The organism is Crenobacter caeni, assembly GCF_010435965.1.
In the GTDB taxonomy this organism is placed as follows: domain Bacteria; phylum Pseudomonadota; class Gammaproteobacteria; order Burkholderiales; family Chromobacteriaceae; genus Craterilacuibacter; species Craterilacuibacter caeni.
Map to the genome: position 1 here is coordinate 148,909 of NZ_JAAGAA010000004.1, position 21,734 is coordinate 170,642.

Below are 21,734 nucleotides of genomic sequence, written 5' to 3' on the forward strand. Positions count from 1 at the left end.
ATAATACGGACCCCAAGTGATGACAAGATCGTGACTGAGCATTCTAACCCCACGCCCGCCGCGCCGCTCAAGCGTTTGCGTGCCTCGCTAGGCGCCCTGCCACTGTCCGCGCTGCTGCGTTGGGGCGGTCGCGCCTTGCTGGCGTTCGCCGCGCTGTGGGTGTTCGTCGCGCTCGCGCTGACGCTCGCGTGGAATTTCTGGCTGCAACCAAGATTGCCCGAGGTGAAGGCGCGGCTCGCCAGTGAACTCAGTACGCTGACCGGCCGAAAGCTCACCATCGGCACGCTCTCGGCGAGCTGGCAGGCGCTGGAGCCTACCCTTGCCGTCGGCGACATCCGCATCCGCAATGCCGACGGCAGTGACCTGCGCGTGGGCGAAGTGACGCTGACGCCTTCGTGGTCGTCGTTGTGGCGCTGGCAGCCGCGCTTTGCCAGCATCCGCGTGCAGGGGCTGGAGCTTGCGCTGACGCGCGCGCGTGACGGCAAGCTGAGCCTCAACGGCATCCCGCTTTCGGCCGAGGGTGGCAAGGGTGAGGGCGAACGCGTCGTCAACTGGCTGATCGCGCAGCCGTCCATCGTTGTCGACGCCAAGCGGCTCGCCTGGCACGACCTGCAAGTCGGCGTCGGCCCATTGACGGTGTCGGACACCCGGCTGACGCTCAGGGATACCCTGCTTGGCCACCGCTTGCGCCTCGAAGGCCGGCCCGACAGCCGTTTTCTCGGCAGTTTCCTGTTTACCCTCGCCTGGCGCGGCGACGAACTCTCGCGCTGGCGCGAATGGTCGGGCGACGCGCAACTCGTCGCGCGCGACGGCCGCTTCGGCTGGTGGGAGCGCTACGCGCCCGAGCTGCCGCTGGCTAAGCGCGGGCGCGCCAGCGTAGACATGCGCGCTGAGTTTGCCGGCGGCGAGCTCACCGTGCTGGCTGGCACCGCCTTGCTCGAACAGGCGGCGCTGGCTGGCCAAGGGGGAGAGCAGCTTGCCCTGCCCAAGGTCGCCGGCCGCATCGACTACCGGCTGAAAGAGGACGGCGAGCATGTGCTCGCCGCCGACCGGCTGTTCCTCACCACCTCGCGCGGCCCGCTGTTCGAGAACAGCCGGGTGAGCGCGCGCTGGGGCAGGCAGGGCGGCGAGGCCAGCGCAAGCGGGCTCGACCTTGCGCCCCTGTTGCCAGTGCTGATCGCGGCGCGCTTGCTGCCGGAGAAACCCTGGTCGACCGCAGCGCTGACCGGCAACCTGACCGAGCTTGCCGCGCGCTGGCAGGGCAAGCCACTCAAGCCGCAAGGCTACCGGGTCAGCGGGCGCTTCAGCGACCTTGGCTGGCACACGGTCGGCGCCTTGCCCGGTGTCGCCGGCGGCTTCTCGGGCCGCGTCGCGTTCAGCGAACAGGGCGGCTCGGTGGTGCTCGCCGGCCGCGACGTGACGGTCAGCGCGCCGGAAATCTTCGAGCAGCCGTGGCAGCTTGTGCGCGCCGACGGCGAGGTGAACTGGCAAAGGCAAGGCGACAGCTGGCAGGTGAAGCTGCCGGGCCTGAAACTGCTCACCGGGGACTTCGAAGGCGAGGTCGGCGGTACGCTCGACGTGCAGCCGGGCGGCGCGCTGCTGGCCGACTTCAAGGCGCGCGTGCCCGAAGTCGCGCTGACCCGCGTCGAGCGCTACCTGCCGCGCGAACTGGGCGAGGAGACGCTTGTGTGGCTGCGCGAAGCGCTGCTTGGCGGGCAGGGGCGTGACGTGGAGGCGGTACTGAAGGGGGATCTGAACGCCTTCCCGTTTGCCAAGGGCCGGGGTGGCCGCTTCGCGCTGGACGCGAAGATCGTCGACGGCGCCTTGCGCTTCGAGCCCGACTGGCCGGTGATCGGCAAGATAGACGGGCGGCTTGAGCTCCTGAACGACAACGTGACGGTGCGCGCGCAAAGCGCGCAAAGCGCAGGCGCGGCGCTCTCCGACGTGGTGGTGCGCCTGCCCGACCTTGATACGCAGGATGCGCGGCTTGACATCGCAGGGCAGGTCGACGCGCCGCTCTCCACCATGCTCGCGTATACGGTGCAGAGCCCGGTCAACGGCTATCTGGACGGCTTCCTCGGCGAAATCGCCGCCACCGGCCCGGCGAAGCTCGGCCTCAAGCTCGACGTGCCGCTTAATACGCCAGAAAAGACCCGCGTGAAGGGGACGCTCGCGCTCGCAGGCAACGACTTGCGTTTTACCGGTCTGCCGATCCCGCCGGTGACGCGGGCGAAGGGCGACTTGGTGTTTACCGAGTACGGCGTCGATATCGCTGGCATTTCGGCCGAGGTGTTCGGCGCGGCGCAGCGGCTGAGTGCCCGGAGCACGCCGGACGGCGTGTCGCGTTTCGCGATCCGCGGCGAGGCCGATACCCGGCGCCTGGTCGGCTACTACCTCTCGCCACTGGATCGCTTCGTGGAGGGCACAAGCCCGATCGACATCGACTTCACGCTGAAAGACGGCGGCCTTGCCTCGCTCGTCGCGAAAAGCCCGCTGATAGGCACCCGCATCGACGCGCCATTGCCCGCCTTCAAGGCCGCCGACGCGCGCTGGCCGCTTGCGCTGTCGATCAAGCCGGTGCGTGAGGACCTGGAAATCGACTGGTCGCTGGAAGGGCACGCCTCCGGTGTGGTCCGGCTGGACGGACGGGGTGGCCTCAAGGGCGCCAGCGTCGGCGTCGGGCGCGCCCCGCCTGCCTTGCCTGCGCACGGGCTCGCCGTCGGCGTTGCCGCGCCGACCCTCGACGCCAGTGCGTGGCTGGCGCGGCTGGGTGGTGGCGGCCCGGCGTCTGCGCATGCCGGGCCCGCCCTGCCACCTTGGCCGGTCAGGGTGGATGTCAGGACGGCCGAGCTTGTGGCGGATGGCAAGCCGCTGGGCGCGGTTGACCTCGCAACCGTCATCGACGCGCACGGCGCGCACGGCGACGTGGATAGCCCCCTGCTTGCCGGGCGCTACCGCTATGACGCGCCGGCGGCTGCCCTGCAGCTCGACCTTGACCGCCTCAAGCTGCCGCTGCCCGAGCTGGGTGGCGCGGGTTCCACGCCCGCTAGGTTGCCGACGCAACTGGTCAGGCTGGTCGACGTGAAGATCGCCAACGTTTACTACAAACAGTTCGACCTGGGGCGCCTGAACGCCCGCCTGAGCGCGCTCTCCGGCCAGTTGCGGCTGGGTTCGGCCTCGCTGGTGTCACCCGCCGGCGAGATCGAATTGACCGGCACCGGTCTTGTGCCCGGCGCCGGACGCTTTGCGCTGGCGGTGCGTTCGGCCGACATCGGTGCCCTGCTGGCTCGTTTCGGTATGCCCGGCGCAGTCAGCGGCGGGCAGGGGGTGCTGACGGGGGAGCTCGGCTGGCCGGGTGCCGTCAGCGATTTCTCTGTCGAGAAGCTCAGCGGCGAGATGCGGCTGGACGTGAAAAACGGCCGCTTCGCCGGCTACGATCCGAGTGTCGCGCGCCTGTTGTCGGTGCTGTCGTTGCAGTCGGTCGGCAAGTTGTTGAGGCTTGATTTTGCCGGCGTGTTTGACAAGGGCTTTGCGTTTGACAGCATCAAGGGCAATATCGCGGTGAACGACGGGGTGTTCGCGACGGAAAACCTGCAACTGAAGAGCGTGCCGGCGACGGTGGCGATCGCAGGTTCGGTCAGCCTCAAGGCCGACACGCAGGCGCTGACGGTGACGGTGACGCCGAGGCTGAGCCAGGGCGTCGCGCTGGCGGCGGGCGCCGCCATGCTCAACCCGGTGGCGGGGCTGGCGACGCTGGCGGCCGAGACCATTCTCGGCAACCCGTTCGACAAGGTTTTTCGTAGCGTATACAAGGTCAGCGGGCCGATCGCGGACCCCAAGGTCGAGCGGGTCGAGTCGGCGCTGGCAAGGCCCAACTGAGGGCATGGCTAAAGGAGGGGGGATGGAGCGCTTGAAGGTCGCCGCGGTGCAGATGGTGTCGTCGACGTGCGTCGATGAAAACCTTGCGCGTGCGCAGCAGCTGGTGGCCGAGGCCGCAGCGGCGGGGGCGCAGCTGGTGGTGCTGCCCGAGTATTTCTGCCTGATGGGGCGCAGCGACACCGACAAGCTCGTCATCGCCGAGGCGCACGGTGACGGTCTCTTGCAGCGCGCGCTTGCTGCGCTCGCGCGCGAGCATCGGGTGTGGCTGGTGGCCGGCACCTTGCCGCTTGTCTCGCCCGAAGCGGGCAAGGTCTACAATAGCACGCTCGTCTACACGCCGGGAGGGCGCGAAGCGTGCCGCTACGACAAGGTCCATTTGTTCGGCTTCTCCGGCCTTGGCGAGCGTTACGCCGAGGCCGACACCATCTTGCCGGGGACCGCCCCCGCGAGTTTCGAGATGCCCGGCGCGCGCGTCGCGCTCGGCGTCTGCTACGATCTGCGCTTTGCCGAGCTCTTCCGGCGGATGGCGCCGTTTGACGTGCTGGTGCTGCCGGCCGCGTTCACCGCCGTCACCGGCGAGGCCCACTGGGAAGTGCTGCTGCGCGCGCGTGCGATCGAGAACCAGTGCTACGTGGTCGCCAGCGCGCAGGAGGGGCTGCACGAGAACGGCCGGCGCACCCACGGCCACAGCATGATCATCGACCCCTGGGGGCGCATCGAGGCGTGCCTGCCCGAGGGCGAGGGCGTCGTCGTCGCCGAACTGGACCCGGCGCGCCTCGCTTCGGTGCGCTCCCGTCTGCCCGCGCTGGCCCACCGCGTCTTCTGAGAATTCAAGGAAACCATGAACCCACAACACGAACAACTGGCGCTGGAACTGATGCTTGCACCGGGCAGCGTCGACGAGGCGGTGCTCGAGGCGACTTTCGCGCGGCTGTCCGCGCCCGGTGTCGACTACGCCGACCTCTACTTCCAGCGTACCCGCAACGAGGGCTGGAGCCTGGAAGAAGGCATCGTCAAGGCCGGCAGCTTCAGCATCGACCAAGGCGTCGGCGTGCGCGCGGTCAGCGGCGACAAGACGGCGTTCGCGTACGCGGATGAAATCAGCGCGGCGTCGCTTGCGCGCGCGGCTGACACCGTGCGCGCGATCGGCCACGGAGGCGGCGTGCTGAACGTCGGTGCTCCCAAACCCACGCGCGGCAGCGTGCTTTACCCTGCAAGCGACCCGGGCGCCGCGCTCGACGCGGCGGCCAAGGTCGACTTGCTGCACCGCATCGAAAAAATCGCGCGCGCGATGGATTCCCGCATCATCCAGGTGATGGCGAGCGTCGCCGCCGAGTACGACGTGGTGTATGTCGCGCGTGCCGACGGCGTGCGCGCGGCCGACGTGCGCCCGCTGACCCGGGTGTCGGTGATGGTGATCGTCGAGGAAAACGGCCGGCGCGAGCAGGCCGGCGCCGGCGGCGGCGGCCGTTTCGACCTCACCTATTTCACCGACGAAGTGGTGACCGGCTACGTCGAGCGCGCGGTGCGCGAGGCGACCACCAATTTGCGCGCGCAGGCGGCACCGGCCGGGCAGATGACGGTCGTGCTCGGCGCCGGCTGGCCGGGCGTGCTGCTGCACGAGGCGATCGGCCACGGGCTGGAAGGCGACTTCAACCGTAAGGGCACCAGCGCGTTTGCCGGCCGCATCGGCGAGCGCGTCGCCGCGCCGGGCGTGACCATCGTCGACGACGGCACACTGCAAGGCCGGCGCGGTTCGCTATCGGTCGACGACGAGGGTGAACTGACCCGCTGCACGACGTTGATCGAGGACGGCATCCTCAAGGGTTATATGCAGGACGCGATGAACGCGCGCCTGATGAAGATGGCGCCAACCGGCAACGGCCGGCGCGAGTCGTACGCGCACATCCCGATGCCGCGGATGACCAACACCTATATGCACGCGGGTGCGCACGACCCCGAGGAGATCATCGCGTCGGTCAAGGACGGCCTCTACGCGGTCAACTTCGGCGGCGGCCAGGTCGACATCACCAGCGGCAAGTTCGTGTTCTCCGCGTCCGAGGCGTGGAAGATCGAGAACGGCAAGCTCGTCTACCCGGTCAAGGGGGCGACGCTGATCGGCAACGGTCCGGAAGTGCTCAAATACGTGGGCATGATCGGCAACGACCTCGCGCTCGACACCGGCGTCGGCGTGTGCGGCAAGGAAGGGCAGAGCGTGCCGGTCGGTGTCGGCCAGCCTACCCTGCGCATCGACGGCGGACTGACTGTCGGCGGCACCGGCGGCTGATCAGGCACGGCCGGCCGTGAGCTTAACGCTTGACGGCCGGCCGTCCTTGCTGTAAAAAGCGGCTACTTGCAGGTTTTTTGACGTTCACGCTTCATCCTCACGCGCCTTCGGCGCTCCTTCACGGGGTTCTTCCCCCTGTCTTCAAACGGATGATTTCTCTGGCCGGGCTGGTTTCCGCGCCACGCTGCGTTCGTTCACGCAAACCTTCAAATCGAGACCGCGGCCCGCAGGATGCTGGCTGCAACTTTTGGATCGCGCCCGCCCGCGCCGTCGCATTGCCGTCACATTCGGCAGGCACACTGGCACTCGCATGAGATAGGGAGGACGCAGCAATGACAAGAAAGACAACCGAAATGACCGAGAAAACCGGAACCCTGATGACCATCGCCCAACTGAAGGCGGGCTACCGCGTATGCGAGCACCTGGATTGCGGCGCGGTGCGCCACTACGACGTGCTGAAAGTCGCGCCGGCCGGCCGCCGCGTGGAAGTGACCTTCGCGACCACTTGCGGCGCCGATAGCGTCAGCTACCCCGCCGACGCCTTCCTGTACGCACACGCGTAAGCTGTGCTGCCCGGCAAGGCGTACAGGCGGGCGCCAGGTCCGCTGCCTTTGCCGTCAGGCAGTTTGCACGCCTGCCTTAGCTTTCCGCCGTCTTACCCCAGCCGTTTTCAAACACCAGCGCCTCGCGCGCGCGCGGGCTGTCCCAGCCGGCGCTCTTGAGCATGGGCTCGGGGTAGAACCCGGGCACCGGCCCGATGCACAACAGCGCGACCGGCGCGCTGCCCGCGGGCAGGCCGAACATTTCGCCGACCACGTCCGGGTCGAAGATCGACACCCAACCAAGGCCGAGCCCCTCGGCGCGCGCGGCGAGCCACATGTTCTGGATCGCGCACGCGACCGACGCGAGATCCATCTCGGGCAGCGTGCGCCGGCCGAGCACGTACTGTTCGCGCGCGTTCGGCAGGGCGACGAGCAACAGCTCGGTGCACTCGCGGATCCCTTCGAGCTTGAGCCGGCGCACCTCTTCGGCGCGCTCGGGGATCGCCGCCGCGGTGCGCTCGCACTCTTCTTTCACATGGCGGTGCAGCGCCTCGCGAAGCCGCGCGTCGCTCACTCGCACGAAGCGCCACGGCTGCATGTAGCCGACACTCGGAGCGAGCAGGGCGGCGTCGATCAGCCTGCCCAATTGCCCGTCTTCCATCGGCGCGCCGGTAAAGTGGCGCATGTCGCGCCGCTCGCGCATCACGCGGTAGATGGCGGCGATATCGGCGTCTGGGTAGCGGTGCGGATTCATGGCTGGGCTCTCGGGCAAAGGGGCGACATTCTAGCAAAGCGGCGTGCCGTCTTGCGAGCGGCCAAGCGCGGCGAGGATGGCCGCCTTGTCGCAACGGTTGGCCGCCAGCATGCCGGCCTCATCGAGCGTGCCGCCGGCGTTGAGGTAACCCAGCGCGTGCCAGGCGCCGGCGCTGTTCGCGATCGGCCACAACAGCCCGGTCAGCGTATGCGGGCGGGTGTGGCAGACCAGCACGCGCGTCGTGCCGGCCGGGAACGCCGCCTCGCGCGCGTCCGCTGCCACGCAGTACGCGTGCTCGGCCTCATCCCGCCCGTCCTGCAAGCGCGCAGGTTCGATCAGCGCGATAACCTCGTGCGCGACGCCTTGCCGTGCCAGCGCGTCGGACGCGGCGAGGCATTCGCGCAGCTGCGGCGCGCCCACTGCGATCAGTTGCAAGGACTTGGGCGCGTCGCCGACGCTGTGTACCACCGCCCAGCCTTGCGCGACGGCTTCGCGTGCGGCCGGGGCATCCAGCACGCGCGCGTGCACGCGTTTAGGGATGACCAGATGGTAGATCCGGCCGCTACTCGCGTAACACGCGTGGAGCGCGGCGACGGCGCTGTCGGCGTCGACGGGAAACAGCACCCGGCAACTGTCCGCCATTTCGCCCAGCAGCGCCTCGGCGAGCGTCGGGTCCTGGTGCGACTGCTCGTTCTTGCCGTTCTCCCAAGTGTGCGAGGTCGAGATCACCGGCAGCGAGCGCCAACCGGTGGGGTGGCCGGCCTCGCGCAGGTGGCGTGCGAAGATGATGTCCTGGCGCAGCGCGCCGAGCATCTTGACCGCGAACGCCTCGTAACTGGCGACCAGCGCGAGCCCGCCCTTGTTGGCGATCGCCGCGCACACCACCGCCTCCTCGTTGAGCGCGGTGATCACCGCCCCGTCAAGGCTTTCGGCGATGCCGGGTTCAGGCGCGAGCACGCGGTGCTTGAGCTTGTCGAGCGTGCGGCACAGCTTGTTGCTGCGCATCTCGTCGGGATTGCCCACGCGCACGCGAAGCGCAGGGTTGGCGTCGATGATGTCACAGAACGCCAGGTCGACCGCGTCCATCGGCGAGAGCGCGCCTGCCGGCAGTTCGGGTTCGGGCAAGACGGGGCAGGGGACGTCGCGCGTGGCGAGCGCATGGTCGCGCTCCAGTGGCCGCCCCTGCACGTCGTGGGTGGCGAGCAGCGCGCGGGCGTTTTCGATCGCCTCCCGGCTTTGCCAGATCAGCGCCGCGCCCGCGTTGAAGAGCGCGCGCGCGTCGGCATCGGTAGCCGGGTTGGCGGGCAGCGGCAGGTTGTGTGCGGCCTGCGTGCCCGAGCCGGGGAAGCCCCAACCCTTGTCGGTGACGGCAATTACATACGGCAGCGGCACCGGCAGGCGGGCGCGGCCGGCGGCCATCGCTTCGGCAGTCGCCTGCAGTCGCTCCTCGGCGGCGATGATCGCGCAGGCGTAAGCGGCCGGGTCGCGCCCGTCGATCAGCTCCGGCGCGAAGCCGTTGAGCCTCAGGTGCGCGTCGAACCACGCGATGCCGTCTGGCCGGCCCATGCTGGTCTTCTGGTCGATGCGCCGGCCGTTGGCGACCATCACCGGCACCGCGAGGCCGCAGTCATCGGGGCGCCACCAGCGGCTCATCCAGTCGCTGCCGCGCTGCTCCTCGAACGCGCCATCGGACAAAAAGGCGACCAGCCGCTCGCCCGGCAACGGCAGGTGCACGTACTGCAGTTCGGCAAACCCGAGATACCCGCCCTCGATCAGCGCGCCGGCGGTATGCGCGTTGACGTGGCTGCCCAGGGGCGACACCGGCCGGCCGAGCTCGTCGGTCTTGTACGAGTAGAAGTCCTGCGCCAGAGTGCTCAGTCCCGCGTCGCTGACGTCGTAGCGCGCAGCGTGGGCGGCGGTCATGTTGCCCACCAGCACGTTCAGCGCGTCGACGCCGGCCACGCAGTGGCCCTGACCCATCAGCCAGCTACGGGTGTAGCCGGAGAGCGCGTTGGCTGCGAGGTAGCCGGCGTAGGCGACGGCGATATTCAGCGAGCCGCCGGTGTGGCCTTCCGGAGCGCGCTTGAAGTCGAGGGCGGCGAGCGGCGCGCCGTCGAGCCGTACCCGCCGTGCGTACGTCATGTGCGCGACCAGCCACATGCCGGCGCAGGCGAGGGTGTCGGCCGCCTCGAAGCGGCGGTAGACGGCGGCCGCGTCGGCAGCGAGCCCCGCGGCGACCAGCCGCGCGGCGAGCGCGTGCACCGAGAGCTGCACGCTGGCGCCATGGCGGATCGGCCCCTTGCCCGCCGCCCAGTGGGCGAAGGCGGGGTCGGCGCTGCAGAGCAAGGCGGCGTGGCGCTCGGCGCGGAACAGGGTCTCTTCGCTCTCGGTGCTCATCGTGCGCTCCTTCTTGCGGGCATGATGAGAAAAGCATACGCCGGCGCCGGCCGGCGGTCACCCGCTTACAGCGCGATCTCGAGCACCCGGCGGATGCGCGCTTGATCGAGGTCGCCGCGTTCTCCCAGCCGGGTGAGGCCGTGTTCGGCAAGCTTGGCGACAATCGGTCCGATGTCCGAAGCGCACATGCCCTCATGAGCCAGATGCACGGGTGCGCCAAGTTGCGTGAAGAAGCGGCTCGTCGCGTCGATCGCCGCGCTCGCGCGTTCTTCGGCGCTGCCCTCGGTGATGCCCCAAACCCGCTCGCCGTACTGCAGCAGCTTGTCGTGCTTGCCCACGCGCTGGACGGCGAGCACGGCCGGGTAGAGCGCGCTCAGCGTCCTGCCGTGGTCGATGCCGCAGCGTGCGGTCACCGCGTGGCCGATCATGTGTGCGGCCCAGTCGTGCGGCACGCCGACGCCGATCAGCCGGTTGAGTCCAAGCGTCGCGCACCACATCATGGTGCCTCGCAAACTGAGGTCGTCCGGCCTTTCCAGTAGCGCGGGCCCGGTTTTGGCGAGGGTCAGGAGCAGCCCTTCGGCGAAACGGTCCTGTACCGGTGCGTCGGCCGGGTAGGTCAGGTATTGCTCGACGATATGGACAAAGGTGTCGACGATGCCGTTGACCGTTTGCCTCGCCGGCAGCGACAGCGTGGTTGCCGGGTCGAGCAGCGCGAAACAAGGAAACAGCAGGGGGGACGAGAAGTCGAGCTTGTCGCCGCTGGCGCGGCGGCTGATCACCGCGCCGTCGTTCGATTCGGACCCGGTCGCGGGGAGGGTCAGCACCACGCCCAGCGGCAGCGCGCGCGTGAGCGGCGCCTGGGCAGCGACCAGTTGCCACGCGTCGCCGTCGTGGCAGGCGGCCGCGGCGATGAACTTGCAACCGTCGGCGACCGAGCCGCCGCCGACCGCCAGGATGAAGTCGAGCGCTTGTTCGCGGCACAGGCGGGCCGCGCGCAGCAGGGTGTCCGCGTCGGGGTTGGCTTCAATACCGGAAAATTCGGCGACGTGAAAGCCTGCGAGCGCGCGGCGGATGGCGGGAAGCGTGCCGTTCCGTTCGGCGCTGCTGCCGCCGCTGGCCAGCAGCACGCGGCTGCCGGGCGGGATCAGGCGGGCGACTTCAGGTAGACGGCCGGCGCCGAAAACGATGCGGGTAGGGTTGTAGTAATCGAAGGCTTGCATGGCGGGTACGGTTCAAGGCTTGTGCGCGGACGGGATGTCCGCGCCTTGCCCAACCGTAACGCCGCCTTTGCCGAGCAGGTGTTGCGCAAAATCAGACAGGCGCACTCACAGCACAAAGCCGGCGACGCTGACCACCATGCACAGGCTGCCGCCTAGCACGAAGAGGTGCCAGATGCCGTGGCCGTGGCGGATCTTCTCGTCGTTGATGAACCAGTACACGCCCACGCTGTAGGTGACCCCGCCAGCGACCAGCCAGGCGAGCCCCGCCGCGTCCAGGTTCTCGGACAGGGGGCTCGCGGCGACCACCGCGACCCAGCCCATCACCAGATAGATTAGCAGCGACAGCCAGCGGCTCGGGCTTTTGCGCCCGTAGGTGAGCTCCTGCACGATGCCGACGATGGCGAGCCCCCACACCACGCCCAGCAGGCTCCAGCCCCACGTCCCCTGCAGGGTGACCAGCGTGTACGGCGTGTAGCTGCCGGCGATCAAGAGGTAGATCGCGCAGTGGTCGAACTTCTGCAGTACGCGCTTGGCGCGCCCCTGCACCGAGTGGTACAGGGTAGAAATCAGGTAGAGCAGGATCAGCGTGCCGCCGAACACGCTGGCGCCGACGATGCGGTACGGGTCGCTGCTGCCGATGGCGACCGTCAGCATCCAGATCAGCGCGCCGACGCTGGCGACGGTACCCAGCAGATGGCTGATCGCGTTGAAGCGTTCTCCTTGGTACATGGCAGGTCCGATCGTATGGGTGATTGTCCGCCGTAGCGGCTTGTTCTTGAAGCTATGGTCGCCCGCCTGCCGTGTCCGGGTCAAGGCTGGGCTGTGCATGTCCGTCCTCTGCCTGCGCCGGCAGGGCTGACACCAGCTCGGCAAACGAGGCGAATGCGTACACGCGGGCGAGTCTGGCAAGGCCTAGCAGGCGGGCTGCTTGCTGCCAGCGGCGCGGCCCGATCAGCAGACCGAGCGTGGCGCGGTTTTGCCTTGCAAGAAGCCGCAAGGTGTCGAGCCCCTTGTCCGGCAAGGGGCTAAGGGTGAGCCGCGGGTCGGCCAGACGTGCGCACTCCGCGGCAGCTTCCGGCGCGGCGTAGACGTCGATGCGCGCGTGCGGGTAGGCAGCGCGCAATGCCGGCAGGTCTTCCGTCCAGCGCCCGGACGGCATGAGCGCGTAAAGCGCGAGCGTCCGCGGGCAACTGGCCGGCAGCAAGGCCGCTGTTGCCGGCCGCGGCCGCCAGAGATCCGGGTCGGGTAGTCTGTCCAGCGTGTGCAGCGTCTCGCCTTGGCGCTTGGTCGCCGCCAGCAACTCTTGCCAGATGGCCTGCGGATCGAATTGCGAGCGGTAGACTCCGCACAGCCGGCGCTTGGCTTCCTGCGCTGCGCCCAGGTCCAGTTGTGCGCTCGTGATGCGGCAGCCGGCAGCCCTGAGTCTTGCCAGCACTTGGGCAGCGGCGCCCGGCACCCGTGCAGCGTAAGGCAGGTCTTCGTACAGCCTGACCGTCGGCACGGGCGTGCCCGCACGCGACAGCGCCTTGAGCCAGGCGTCGCGCGTCGCGACATGGTCGGTGTGGCCAAGCCCGAGCGGCAGCCACACTTCCGCGTAGCGGGAAAGATCGACCGTTTCGCTAATCAGCGTTTCGAGCGACTCGACGTCGGCGCTGCTCGGCGGCCGCCCGACAAAGGCGCCGATCGCCGAGAGTTCACGTGCGATGACGGTCGGGTCGTCCGCTTCCAGCCCGTACGGGCGCAGATGGCGCAGCGGCGCGTCCTCGAAGCCGAGGGCAAGGTGGTGCCCGGCCAGCATCGCGGCGGCGAGCCTGGACTCGACTGTCCGCAGTGCACTGACTTCGCAGGTGCTTGGCAGCGGGTTGCCGGGCAGGCCTGCGCTGCGGGTGAAGTTGCTGCGTCCGATGGCGCTGACGAGGGTAAAGACGTACGCCCCGCGCAGCGAGAGCATGTGCGCGCCGATGCTGAAAGCCGCATCGTCCATATGCGGCTCGGCCACCAGCACAGGCCGTCGTGTCACGGGGAGGTTGGCAGGCGCGGCCTCGACGCACCAGCCAAGCGCGGCGAAGGCCGAGAGCCGCCCGTTTTCGTCTTCGTCGGCTGGGGTGAGTTCGACCGCTTGCTGCAGGCGCCGCCAGAGGGCGGCGTCGGCCGCGTCAAGCGTGGCCAGCGTGCCGCCCGTCAGTTCGCCAAGCCGCCCCTCGGCATTAAGGCGCAGGTTGGGGTTGGCCAGGAAGCGCGTGCGCATGTCTAGCCCGCCGCAGGAATCGACATGGGAGGCAGCGCGTCGGCCCGCGCGCTACACAGCGCAAGCACACCCAGCTGGTAGCGCTTATCCAGTAGCGGCGGTGGTGCGAGCTGGCATCCGGCGCTGACGATGCCGGCCGGCGGACCTCCCTCGTCGATCATGGTGACAAGTTCGCGGGCGGCCGAGGCTGGCGTGCGCATGCGCACGAAGTTTTTCAGCAGCAAACGCCACGGCATGCCGTTGCCGAGCGTCATCGGCGTGCGGCAACTGCCCGGGTCGACGCCGCTGATGCGGATGCCGTCGCCCGCATATACCGCTTGCAGCGCGAGGCCCAGCGCGGCGAGCGCACGCTTGCTGCGTGCGTAAGGGCCGAACACCGGCACGAAGGGCAGGGTGGGGTTGGCCAGCTGGGCAACTTCGCTGGCGCAGGCGTCGGTCTCGTAGACCACGGCCGAGACCAGGTTCACGATGCGGCCGTTGCCTGCACGCGCGAGTGCGGCGCGCAGGGCCTGCATCAGGACGAAGGGTGCGAGCGTATTGACGGCGAAGTGGGTTTCGTCGCCGTTTTCGGTGTACTGGTAGTCGCCGAGCATCAAGGCCGCGTTGTTGACGAGCAGGCCGACGCGCGGGTAATCCCGCGCGATCGCGCGTGCGGTATGCGCGAGATGCGCGGTGTCCGTAAGGTCTACGAGACGCGCGTCGTCACCGACGCCGGCACGCCGGTTGATCGAGATCACATGCCAGCCCGTGCCTGCGAGGCGAAGGGCCAGATGGCGGCCGATGCCGGTGGTAGTGCCGGTGACGACGGCGACCGGGCGTTGCGTCATCGGGTTTTTACCCCGGTGCCGCCCTGTCCGGCCAGCGGGGTACGGCCAACGTGCCCGGCCAACCATTTGGCCAGCCGCCCGCCCTTTTTCAACAGGTGTCCCAGGGTATGGTTGAGCGCGTAGGCGTGCGCGAGCAGGCGCTTGCCCCGGTTAAGGCGCACCGGCAGATCCTGCCGTACCGCCGCGACCTCCATCAGGCACGGGTAATCCTTGCGTAGCTGTCTGTATTCGGCGGCGTGCCAGGGCTCGTTGCCGCCGGCGCCAAGCAGCCCCAGGTAGACTTTGCGAAAGGCAAGATAGGCCAGTTCGTCCGGGTAGCGTCCGAGTAGGCCCTGCTGTTCCAGCACGTTGCGGACATAGTGGTAGGCGCGGATGTCGTCGTGGATGTAGCGGCCGGCATTTCCGGTCAGGCTGCCCGGGCGGCGCACATAGTGGTAGCAGGTGCCATCCAGCTTGCGGATGCTGCTTGCATGGCAAAAGGCGGCGACGTCAACGCACATGTCCTCCGAGTAGCGGATGTGCTCGGGGTAGCGGATGGCCTTTTGCGCTAGCAAGGCGCGTCGGTAGACGCGGGTAGGTGGCCACGATGGGGCCTTCAGCGACAGGACGTTGGACAGCCATTCGTCCTTGCTTGCGGCGTTCGGCAGTGTGACAAGCTCGCTGCGGTCTGGGTAGTCGACCCTGAGGTCGGTCACCAGAATGTCGCACGGCGCTTCGTGCAGGTGCCGCGCGATGCGCTCAAGAGCGCCTGCGTCTATCCAGTCGTCGCCGTCAAGCTGCCAGAGGTAGGTGCCCTGTGCCGCGTCAAGTGCCGCGTTTCTGGCGGCCGAGACGCCGCGGTTGGGCTGGGTGACAAGATGCAGGCGTGCGCACTGGTAGACGGCGATGACTTCGCTGGTGCGGTCGGTCGAGCCGTCGTCGACCACGATCAGCTCGTAGTCGTCAAAGTTCTGCGTCAGTACCGAGCGCAGGCAGCGTCCGATGTATTTATCGATATTGTGCGCGGTTACGACGACCGAGAGCAGTGGCTGTTTGGGCATGGGGTTGTCGCGGGAAGAAGGCGTCAGATCGTGTGGGCCGTTTTTGTTTCCTTCTGTTGACATAGACCTTGCATTCATGACGTGCAAGCCTTTGTCATGAAAATTGACTGCTTGAATATCTATGGGTATCGCTTAGCGTTGGGAGATGGGGGCAGTCAGGGTAAACCGGTGGTAAAAAGTGTGCCGGCGGCCTGTCTGTGCAGGCGTGTGGCATGAGGCTGACGGGAAAGGCGGGGGGTATGTCTGCGAAGGTCATCAGGTTCGACGTCAACCGTATCGTTCGCGTGCTGTGTACGGCGGTAGTCGTGCTCTTGGTGCTGAGCGTGCTCTTCGAGTGGCTGAAGCTGCAGCGGGGAGCCGAGCGGGTGTTCGGTATCCGTAACTTTTTTGCCGTCGACGAAGAGTTCAACCTGCCTAGCGTGTTCTCTTTTCTCGACATGCTGTTTGCGGCCTTGCTGCTGTTCCTGCAGGCGAGGCTGGAGCAGGGTGTCAAATTGAAACGCTACTGGACGGGGCTCGGTTGCGTGTTTGTCTACTTGGCGTTTGACGAACTGTTGTCGATTCACGAGCGGCTGGGACCGATCATGCGCGCCGAGTTCGGTGCCACCCATGGTGCGTTTTACTTTGCCTGGGTGCTGGCCGCGCTGCCGCTGCTTGCCGTATTCGGGCTGGTCTACCTGCGTTTCTTGCTGTGGTTGCCCAGACGCTTGGCGCTCGGACTGGTACTGGCCGGCACCGTATATCTGGGTGGTGCCCTCGGCGTGGAGATGATCGGCGGCTGGTACTCGGAGCAGTACGGCGAGCAGAACCTCGGCTACAAGTTGATCACGACCCTGGAGGAAAGCTGCGAGATGTTCGGCGTCTTGTTGCTGGTGAGGTTGATGCTGCACCAGTTGGCGCCCAGGGGCGCGGTCAGCGTCGACTTCAACGTGGCGGCGCAGCCGGCATTGCAAACGGGAACGGACGGAGTTTCTTCCGGCAGCGCGGCCGGCAGCGGGCTCTGGCAGAAGCGCAGGTAGGTGCGCGGACAAGAAAAAACCGGGGCAAGCCCCGGTTTTTTCGTTCCGGCTTACAGTGCCGGCATCGTGTAGCCTTCGATCTTGGCGTCGCGCACCAGCGAGGCCAGGTACTCGTGCATCGCCTTGCGGCCGGCCATTTCGTTCAGGTACTGGATCAGGCGCGGCTTGATCTCGTCGAACGACACGCTGCCACCTTCGTGGCGGGCGTCGACCTGCACGATGTGGTAGCCGAACTGGGTCTTCACCAGCTCGGGGGCGAGTTCGCCCGCGGCGGTGCCGAACACGGCCTGCTCGAATTCGGGGACCATCTGGCCGCGGCCGAAGCGGCCGAGGCTGCCGCCTTGCTGGCCGGACGGGCAGGTCGAGTGTTCGCGCGCGAGCGTCTCGAAGCGCTCCGGGTTGGCCTGCAGTTCGGCGAGGATGCCCTCGGCCTTGGCCTTGACCATGGAGTCGGCGAAGTCGTCGGCGCCTGCGGCAAACAGGATGTGGCGCGCTTCGGCGCTGTCGCCCTGGCTGAACTGCTCGGGGTATTGCTGGTAGAACGCCAGTGCGTCTTCCTCGCTTACCGGGGTGTACGCGAGTTCCTTGTCGAGCAGCGCGCCGATCGCCTCGCCCTCGTTGTCGCCTTCGATGCCGCTCGCGCGCGCCTTCTGCAGCAGCAGCTGGTGCAGGACAAGCTGCTGGATGGCGCCGTCGCGCGGGCTCGGGTTGTCCTGGTGGTTGGCAAGTTCTGCCTCGATCTGCGCTTCGCTGAGTTCGACGCCGTTAACGGTAATGGCCATGAAAAATCCTGTCTAAATAAAATGGCGCGCCGCCTGGCGCGCGCGGGAAACTTACCACAGCCAGGTGGGGACTGTCGTGCGAAAGGCAAGCGCTAAATATCGACTTCGAAGGTCAGTGCGAGGGAATTGATGCAGTAGCGCTCGCCGGTCGGCGGCGGGCCGTCCGCAAACACGTGCCCCAGGTGCGCGTCGCAGCACGCGCAGCGCACCTCGGTGCGCAGCATGCCGTGGCTGGTGTCCTCAAGCCTCTTGATCGCGCCCTCGGCGGCCTCGTGCCAGAAGCTCGGCCAGCCGCAGTGTGACTCGAACTTGGCGGTCGACGGGAACAGCAGCGCGCCGCAGCACGCGCACAGGTAGCGGCCGCGGCGCGTCTCGGCGAGCAGCGCGCCGGAGAACGGCGGCTCGGTGCCGCCCAGGCGCGTGACGCGGAAAGTCGCCGGGTCCAGCCGCGCATGCCAGCTGTCTAGGTCGAGTTCCAGCTTGTCGGTCATGATGGAGGCCTCCTGTCAGAACTTGCCCATGCGGGCGCGGTACCAGCGGTGGAAGTGCTGCATGCCAAGCTCGGTCGGGTCCTGGTAGGGGCCGGTCTCGTCAAGCCCCGCCTGCCACAGCGCCTTGCGTCCTTCGTGCATGCGCAGGCAGATCTCGTCGTCTTCCTTCGCCGTCTCGAAGTACGCTGCCTGCTCGGTGGCGATGAAGTCGGGCTCGAACCAGACGATGTCTTCCGGGTAGTAGAACTCGGTGGTCACCGTGCACTTGTCGACGCCGCGCGGCAGCGCGCAGCTGACGACGATGCAGTGCGGATAGCACTCGACCATGATGTTGGGGTAGTAGACCAGCCAGATCGCGCCGAACTCGGGCATGCGCCCCGCGTAGCGGCGCAGCACCTCGTCGTGCCACTGGCCGTACACCTTGCTGCCGGCGCGGGCGAGGCGGTTCTTGATGCCGACCGTTTGCACATGGTAGTGCTCGCCCCATTCCCACCTGAGCTCCCCGCAGTCGACGAAGTTGCCGAGGCCGGGGTGGAAGGGGTCGACGTGGTAGTCCTCCGAGTACACCTCGACGAAGGTCTTCCAGTTGAAGTCGTAGTCGGTGCTGTGGCTCGAATGCCAGGCGAAGCCGGAGAAATCGATATGGCGGGCGACGCCCAGTTGTTCGAGGTCACGCGCGACATTGCGGCGCGCATCGAACGCCAGGCCGTGCCACTCGGTGACCGGCGTCTGTGCGAGCGCAACGCATGGCGTTTCCGGGAAGTGCGGCGCGCCGATCAGCTCGCCCTTGCCGTCGTACGTCCAGCCGTGCAGGTTGCAGGTGATGGTGCGGCCGTTGCCGCGGCCCTGGTAGATCAGCGCCTGGCGGTGGCGGCAGACATTGGAGACGACCCTGAGCCTGCCCTCGACGTTGCGCAGCATGCGTGCGTGGCCCGTCCAGCCGAGCGTGTGGTAGTCGTCGGGCTTGGGCACCATCAGGCGGTGGCCAAGGTAGACCGGCGCGTCGGCAAACAGGCGCGCCTCTTCCTGCGCGTGCACGGCAGGGTCGAAGTAGCAGCGCACCGGCAGTTGCGGCGCGTCGAGTGATTGTGTTGCCAGATCAGACATTATTCCCACACCCCCAAAGATCCGAAGATATAAGACCAGCCGAATCCCGCCCGCGTCACCTGCGCGGGCGCTGCCGCCGTTGCCGGCGGCGGGTTTCGAGGGGGGGGATTGTGCCCACTAAGCCGCCCCGGGGCAAGATGCAATTTGTATAAACAGGTGTCTTTCCCGGCGTCTGGGCCGAAGGCACGCCTTTTGCACATTTGGAAGCATCAGGGTGCGCGCCTGAGTTCGGCGTCGAGCAGGTCCACCGCCTCGGCCCAGTCTGCGTCCTCGTCGCGCTCCTCGCGTAACAGATCGCTTTGCGCCGGGCGCCAGAATGGTGCGTCTTCCAGCCGGATCGAGGCGGGCAGCGGCGCGTGCGCGCGGATGAAGGCGTCGATCGACGCGTGGTCGGCGGCAAGACCAAGTTGGGCGAACAAGAGGTGCAGCGGGTGACGGTGCGGGTGCATGGTGAGATCCATCCTGGAAGATGACCTGACCAGCGTAGACGCAGGCGGCGAGCCTTGCTCGGCCTGCGTAATTTTTGCGCACCTGCTGAGCAGGTCTTGATTGAAAAGGATTTTCTGTAGGAATGTGCGAAAATTTGCGCAGTTTTTCCACAGATTCTGTGGAAAACAGGGGGCGCAAAAAAACGCGCACCGAAGTGCGCGTTGGTGGTGGGGGAGATCAGCGCTTACTTGACCTGTGTAAACTCGACCATCCCATCGTTTGCAACAACCTGGAGTTTGCCGTCAGCGATGCGCATGGAGAGTGTCTTAAATTCGCCGTTGGTACCCGTATTGGCGTCAGAAAGCCCCCAGTCTCCAGTCTGATCGTACAAGACTTTGTAACTCAGTAAGTTGTTGGTCCAGCTATAGAGTCCCTTCTCGAAACCCCAGCACTCTCTGTCAGGCAAGCTGCAGGTGTTGCTGCCTTTTTCGCTCAGTACATACTTGATACCTGTGCTGTCGGCTGCCTTGCCCGTGTTGTAGAAGCTCAGCAAGACATCGTTGCCACCGGCTTTGGTGACCCAACTGCCATAGAGCGGCAGGTCTGTGTTCGGCGCTAGCTTGTAGAAGGTCGGCTTGTCCACGCTATCGGCGATGGTTAGCAGGCCATCCTTGTCGAGGCTTGCCTTGAACTTGCCGATTGGGTGTGACAACCCCCATTCGCCGTTGGTATCCACCTCCCGGGTGGTGTCCAGCGTGCCGTCTACCGCGTTCCAGGCGTATTTGCCCCATTCGATACCGGCTTGCCCCGAGCTGTCTGCTTCGCCTTCATGCGAGAGGACGTAACTGCCATCCGACATGAAGGTCACCAGCACCAGCGGCGCGTTGTCGTCGTTGAGCCGCCAGGTGCCGACCAGTTGCTTGCCGAGGCTCGTGTTCATGTGTGCGGTTGCCGCGGTTTCGTCGACCAACGGTTTGCCCAGCGTAGTCGCCGCATTGGTGTCGAAGTTCGGATCACCAAAAGCAAGCGTCTTGCCGGCAAGTTGTTGCACATCCTCCGGGCCGATGCTGATGATGCCGTCGGCGGGGTTGCTATCCAGCGTCTGCAAGAGCTGGGCAATGTTGACGGCGACCGTACTGTCTCCGGCGGCCAGCGTCAGCGGCGTTACCAGTTCGCCTGCCTTAGCCGGCGGCAGGGTCACGCCGCCGATGCTGAAGGTGACCGTCTCACCCGGGCGGTACTGGAAGGTGCCGCCGCTGCCGGTTGTGCCGCTCAGCGTTTCGGTGCGGTACGCGATCCCCTCGACGGGGGCGTCGACGAACTTGCCGGTCAGCGCAGCAGTTTGCGGGCCACCAGACGAGCCTCCACCGCCACCACCACCGCAAGCAGCCAAGGCGAGCGGAACCAGAAGGGCGAGCCATGTTTTGTGTGCTGACATTTTCGTTCTCCTCGTACGGGGTTTATCCCCTGCTCACCTTCAACATATGCTTGGCATAAATACAGAAATTGATTTACGTCAATCGCAATAATGGGCGAGAGAAAAACGTCGCATTTCTGCAGTGCCGCGGCGCCAAACCTGTTGCGGAAAATAAAAAGGCCCGCCGAGGGCGGGCCGGTGCGTGTTGCGGCGCTGGGGAAGGCGCTCAGCCGGTGGGGTGATCCGCCTCGCCCAGCCAGTGGCGGTACAGCGTCAGCGCGACCGCGAGCAGGGTCGGCCCGATGAAGAGGCCGATCACGCCCCACGCCAACAGGCCGCCGATCACACCCATGAAGATCATGATCAGCGGCATCTGCGCGCCCTGGCTGATCAGTAAGGGCCTCAACACATTGTCGACGGTGTTGACGAGCAGGAAGCCCCACAAGAGCAGGAACACGCCGTACGTGTTGTCGCCGCTGTAGAACACCCAGCCGGCGGCGGGTAGCCAGACCAGCAGAGTCGGCAACTGGGCGACGGCAAACACGAAGCACAGGAACCCCAGCGCCAGGGCGCCCGGCACGCCGGCGATCAGAAGGCCGATCACGCACAGGATGGTCTGCGCGAGCGCGGTGCCGACCACGCCGTTGGAGACGCTGCGCACGGTGCGGGCGACCACTTCGGCAAGGTCCCCCGCGGGCGAGCCGCCCAGCTTGCTCAGGGTCAGGTTGGCGCCGTCCCACAATTCGTCGCCCTTGGTCAGCAAAAAGCCGGACAGCACGATGGCGAGGATGATCTCGAGCAGGCTGAAGCCGACGCTGGCGCCTTGTTCGAGGATCCACAGCGCGACCTTGTTGACGGTTGGCCTGAGCTTCTCGAGCATGCCCGGCAAGTCGCCCTGTACCGACAGCCAGAACTGGGTCAGCTTGTCGCCGGCAAGCGGGATGCGCGCGAGCCACTCGGGCGGTGGCGGCAGCGGCGCGTGGCTGAGCGTCTCCAGCGACTGCGCGTCGGGCAGCACGTGTGCGAGCTTGACCGCCATCAGGCTGATCGGTCCGGCGATAGCCAGCATCAGCAAGGACGAGATGAGCAGCGCGGCGAGCCTGCGCCGGTGGCCCAGCAGGTGCGCGAGGCGCAGGTACCACGGCCAGACCGAGATCGAGATGATGGCGGCCCAGATCAGCGCGCCGGTGAACGGCAATACCACTTTCAGGCAGGCGCCGATCAGGAGTAGCACCGCGCCGATGCGCAGTACGGTCATCACGTTGATGGCAGGCGTTTCGTTTTGCATGATTTTT

General features: G+C 67.0%; 18 protein-coding genes. 5 read left to right on the forward strand and 13 right to left on the reverse strand.

Translation table 11 applies throughout. The annotated features are described in order from the left end of the window. The first annotated feature begins 30 nt into the window (after nucleotides 1–30). The 4 genes from GZH52_RS06050 to GZH52_RS06065 all read left to right on the forward strand — a co-directional run bounded on the left by GZH52_RS06050 (nucleotide 31) and on the right by GZH52_RS06065 (nucleotide 6,729). A complete protein-coding gene (locus GZH52_RS06050) occupies nucleotides 31–3,879 on the forward strand; it encodes a YhdP family protein (RefSeq protein ID WP_163315588.1) in 3,849 nt (1,282 codons plus the stop codon). Between the two features lie 22 nt (nucleotides 3,880–3,901). Further along, on the forward strand, nucleotides 3,902–4,705 hold the full coding sequence (locus tag GZH52_RS06055; protein ID WP_163315589.1) for a carbon-nitrogen hydrolase family protein: 804 nt from the start codon (nucleotides 3,902–3,904) through the stop codon (nucleotides 4,703–4,705). A gap of 15 nt (nucleotides 4,706–4,720) precedes the next feature. After that, entirely contained in the window at nucleotides 4,721–6,166 is a 1,446-nt protein-coding gene (gene tldD, locus GZH52_RS06060; protein ID WP_163315590.1) for a metalloprotease TldD, read from the forward strand. Nucleotides 6,167–6,519: 353 nt separating this feature from the next. Then, nucleotides 6,520–6,729: a hypothetical protein gene (locus GZH52_RS06065; RefSeq protein ID WP_239058035.1), complete on the forward strand. Its 210-nt coding sequence runs from the start codon at nucleotides 6,520–6,522 to the stop codon at nucleotides 6,727–6,729. A gap of 76 nt (nucleotides 6,730–6,805) precedes the next feature. Here the strand turns inward: GZH52_RS06065 and bluB are convergent, their stop codons facing one another. From bluB to GZH52_RS06100, 7 genes are all read right to left on the reverse strand, one after another. Next, on the reverse strand, nucleotides 6,806–7,462 hold the full coding sequence (bluB, locus tag GZH52_RS06070; RefSeq protein WP_163315591.1) for a 5,6-dimethylbenzimidazole synthase: 657 nt from the start codon (nucleotides 7,460–7,462) through the stop codon (nucleotides 6,806–6,808). Between the two features lie 30 nt (nucleotides 7,463–7,492). Continuing rightward, entirely contained in the window at nucleotides 7,493–9,859 is a 2,367-nt protein-coding gene (locus GZH52_RS06075; RefSeq protein ID WP_163315592.1) for a phosphoketolase family protein, read from the reverse strand. Nucleotides 9,860–9,924: 65 nt separating this feature from the next. Then, nucleotides 9,925–11,079, reverse strand: coding sequence for an iron-containing alcohol dehydrogenase (locus GZH52_RS06080; protein ID WP_163315593.1), 1,155 nt, complete (start codon nucleotides 11,077–11,079; stop codon nucleotides 9,925–9,927). A 105-nt stretch (nucleotides 11,080–11,184) separates the two neighbouring features. Next, nucleotides 11,185–11,808 carry a PAQR family membrane homeostasis protein TrhA gene (trhA, locus tag GZH52_RS06085; protein ID WP_163315594.1) on the reverse strand — a complete coding sequence of 208 codons (624 nt, stop codon included), beginning with the start codon at nucleotides 11,806–11,808 and terminating at the stop codon, nucleotides 11,185–11,187. A 52-nt stretch (nucleotides 11,809–11,860) separates the two neighbouring features. Continuing rightward, the gene (locus GZH52_RS06090) at nucleotides 11,861–13,327 is read right to left on the reverse strand and encodes a PIG-L deacetylase family protein (protein WP_163315595.1); all 1,467 of its coding nucleotides are present in this window, start codon (nucleotides 13,325–13,327) and stop codon (nucleotides 11,861–11,863) included. A gap of 2 nt (nucleotides 13,328–13,329) precedes the next feature. After that, the gene (locus GZH52_RS06095) at nucleotides 13,330–14,154 is read right to left on the reverse strand and encodes an SDR family NAD(P)-dependent oxidoreductase (RefSeq protein WP_163315596.1); all 825 of its coding nucleotides are present in this window, start codon (nucleotides 14,152–14,154) and stop codon (nucleotides 13,330–13,332) included. Continuing rightward, a complete protein-coding gene (locus tag GZH52_RS06100) occupies nucleotides 14,151–15,194 on the reverse strand; it encodes a glycosyltransferase family 2 protein (protein ID WP_163315597.1) in 1,044 nt (347 codons plus the stop codon). The genes GZH52_RS06095 and GZH52_RS06100 overlap by 4 nt, the downstream gene beginning before the upstream one ends. 239 nt (nucleotides 15,195–15,433) lie before the next feature. Here GZH52_RS06100 and GZH52_RS06105 point away from each other — a divergent pair, with 239 nt between their 5' ends. Further along, complete coding sequence (locus GZH52_RS06105; protein WP_163315598.1) at nucleotides 15,434–16,213, forward strand: DUF8692 domain-containing protein; 780 nt, start codon at nucleotides 15,434–15,436, stop codon at nucleotides 16,211–16,213. Nucleotides 16,214–16,263: 50 nt separating this feature from the next. Here the strand turns inward: GZH52_RS06105 and GZH52_RS06110 are convergent, their stop codons facing one another. From GZH52_RS06110 to GZH52_RS06135, 6 genes are all read right to left on the reverse strand, one after another. Next, nucleotides 16,264–16,995 carry a peptidylprolyl isomerase gene (locus GZH52_RS06110; RefSeq protein ID WP_163315599.1) on the reverse strand — a complete coding sequence of 244 codons (732 nt, stop codon included), beginning with the start codon at nucleotides 16,993–16,995 and terminating at the stop codon, nucleotides 16,264–16,266. A 92-nt stretch (nucleotides 16,996–17,087) separates the two neighbouring features. Further along, nucleotides 17,088–17,486 (reverse strand): peptide-methionine (R)-S-oxide reductase MsrB, encoded by a 399-nt coding sequence (msrB, locus tag GZH52_RS06115; protein WP_163315600.1) that lies wholly within the window; start codon nucleotides 17,484–17,486, stop codon nucleotides 17,088–17,090. Nucleotides 17,487–17,501: 15 nt separating this feature from the next. Then, complete coding sequence (locus GZH52_RS06120) at nucleotides 17,502–18,593, reverse strand: aromatic ring-hydroxylating oxygenase subunit alpha (RefSeq protein ID WP_163315601.1); 1,092 nt, start codon at nucleotides 18,591–18,593, stop codon at nucleotides 17,502–17,504. A gap of 209 nt (nucleotides 18,594–18,802) precedes the next feature. Next, nucleotides 18,803–19,042 carry a DUF2789 family protein gene (locus tag GZH52_RS06125; RefSeq protein ID WP_163315602.1) on the reverse strand — a complete coding sequence of 80 codons (240 nt, stop codon included), beginning with the start codon at nucleotides 19,040–19,042 and terminating at the stop codon, nucleotides 18,803–18,805. 224 nt (nucleotides 19,043–19,266) lie between these two features. Then, nucleotides 19,267–20,460, reverse strand: a complete 1,194-nt coding sequence (locus tag GZH52_RS06130; protein WP_163315603.1) for a hypothetical protein — start codon at nucleotides 20,458–20,460, stop codon at nucleotides 19,267–19,269. A gap of 205 nt (nucleotides 20,461–20,665) precedes the next feature. Further along, nucleotides 20,666–21,727, reverse strand: a complete 1,062-nt coding sequence (locus GZH52_RS06135) for an AI-2E family transporter (protein ID WP_163315604.1) — start codon at nucleotides 21,725–21,727, stop codon at nucleotides 20,666–20,668. Between the last annotated feature and the right edge of the window lie 7 nt (nucleotides 21,728–21,734).

Coding starts and splice junctions, on each gene's coding strand:
- GZH52_RS06055 (WP_163315589.1), top strand. CDS start 3,902: ATGGAGCGCTTGAAGGTCGCCGCGGTGCAGATGGTGTCGTCGACGTGC.
- tldD (WP_163315590.1), top strand. CDS start 4,721: ATGAACCCACAACACGAACAACTGGCGCTGGAACTGATGCTTGCACCG.
- GZH52_RS06065 (WP_239058035.1), top strand. CDS start 6,520: ATGACCGAGAAAACCGGAACCCTGATGACCATCGCCCAACTGAAGGCG.
- bluB (WP_163315591.1), bottom strand. CDS start 7,462: ATGAATCCGCACCGCTACCCAGACGCCGATATCGCCGCCATCTACCGC.
- GZH52_RS06075 (WP_163315592.1), bottom strand. CDS start 9,859: ATGAGCACCGAGAGCGAAGAGACCCTGTTCCGCGCCGAGCGCCACGCC.
- GZH52_RS06080 (WP_163315593.1), bottom strand. CDS start 11,079: ATGCAAGCCTTCGATTACTACAACCCTACCCGCATCGTTTTCGGCGCC.
- trhA (WP_163315594.1), bottom strand. CDS start 11,808: ATGTACCAAGGAGAACGCTTCAACGCGATCAGCCATCTGCTGGGTACC.
- GZH52_RS06090 (WP_163315595.1), bottom strand. CDS start 13,327: ATGCGCACGCGCTTCCTGGCCAACCCCAACCTGCGCCTTAATGCCGAG.
- GZH52_RS06095 (WP_163315596.1), bottom strand. CDS start 14,154: ATGACGCAACGCCCGGTCGCCGTCGTCACCGGCACTACCACCGGCATC.
- GZH52_RS06100 (WP_163315597.1), bottom strand. CDS start 15,194: ATGCCCAAACAGCCACTGCTCTCGGTCGTCGTAACCGCGCACAATATC.
- GZH52_RS06105 (WP_163315598.1), top strand. CDS start 15,434: ATGTCTGCGAAGGTCATCAGGTTCGACGTCAACCGTATCGTTCGCGTG.
- GZH52_RS06110 (WP_163315599.1), bottom strand. CDS start 16,995: ATGGCCATTACCGTTAACGGCGTCGAACTCAGCGAAGCGCAGATCGAG.
- msrB (WP_163315600.1), bottom strand. CDS start 17,486: ATGACCGACAAGCTGGAACTCGACCTAGACAGCTGGCATGCGCGGCTG.
- GZH52_RS06120 (WP_163315601.1), bottom strand. CDS start 18,593: ATGTCTGATCTGGCAACACAATCACTCGACGCGCCGCAACTGCCGGTG.
- GZH52_RS06125 (WP_163315602.1), bottom strand. CDS start 19,042: ATGCACCCGCACCGTCACCCGCTGCACCTCTTGTTCGCCCAACTTGGT.
- GZH52_RS06130 (WP_163315603.1), bottom strand. CDS start 20,460: ATGTCAGCACACAAAACATGGCTCGCCCTTCTGGTTCCGCTCGCCTTG.
- GZH52_RS06135 (WP_163315604.1), bottom strand. CDS start 21,727: ATGCAAAACGAAACGCCTGCCATCAACGTGATGACCGTACTGCGCATC.